Origin of the sequence: Archangium violaceum Cb vi76 (assembly GCF_000733295.1) — a bacterium.
Taxonomy (GTDB): Bacteria; Myxococcota; Myxococcia; order Myxococcales; family Myxococcaceae; genus Archangium; species Archangium violaceum.
The window spans coordinates 1-851 of record NZ_JPMI01000224.1; the positions used below are offsets into that span (position 1 = coordinate 1).

The following is an 851-nucleotide window of genomic DNA, read 5'->3' on the forward strand; positions in this document are numbered from 1 at the left end:
CGCGCACGCCACAAGGGGTGACGTACCCGGTGTGCCTGGAAGTGCTGGACGATGATGGCCGCGTCGGCCTCGAGCTCCAGCCCGGCGGCGGGCCGGGGAAGATGATGGTGAACCCCGTCGTGGAGGTGCGGGTGGTGGACCGCTTCCCATAGGGGCGTCCCGCTGGCGGGACGGATACGACCGGGCAGGAGGTGTGGTAGAGCCCGACTCCTCCGGTCTCGTCCCCGTGAGGTGCCTTCCTCATGCCCGTGCTCTCCGCCGCTGCCCTGTTGCGACTCGCGTTGCTCGCCATGCCCATGGACGTCGCGCCGCCTGCCTGTGACGCGGGCACGCGCCACCTGGAATTGACGGCGGACACACCCGGCGAGGCGCTCGCGGTGTGCATCCATCCGGGGCTGCCCACCAGTTTCCTCTTCGACGCGAAATTGGGGCGCGTGGAGCTGCCCGGACGGGAACGGTTCCAGGTGATAGCGGATGAGACAGGGCTCGCGCTCGTGCCCACGGGGGCCCTCACCCCGGGAGAGCGTGTGCAGGTGGGCTTCACCTTCCAGGACGGCGCGGACCCGAAGGGCGTGCGCTTCCTGCTGGTGGTGCATCCGGCCGAGGCCGCGCGGCTGGTGCGGGTGACACGCCAGCCCCGCTCGCTCGAGTCCCACCGGGAAGGCGAGCAGCAGGCGCGGGCGGAAGCGCGGCAATGCCGGGAGGACAAGGCGCGCCTGGAGGCGGAGTGCGGAGGACAGCGCGGAGTTCTGGGCCTGCTCGCCCAGGGGCTGCTGGGCGAGGGCGGCATCGCCAGCAAGCGCATCACCCGGAGCGTCATCTCCCGTCCGGGCAACACCCTCGAGTCCATG

The 851-nt window shown here is 71.3% G+C and carries 1 protein-coding gene; it reads left to right on the forward strand.

Going from position 1 to position 851, the window contains the following annotated elements:
- Positions 1 to 242: 242 nt before the first annotated feature.
- On the forward strand, positions 243 to 851 hold a 609-nt coding region (locus Q664_RS30005; protein ID WP_152622412.1), incomplete at its 3' end, for a DUF2381 family protein.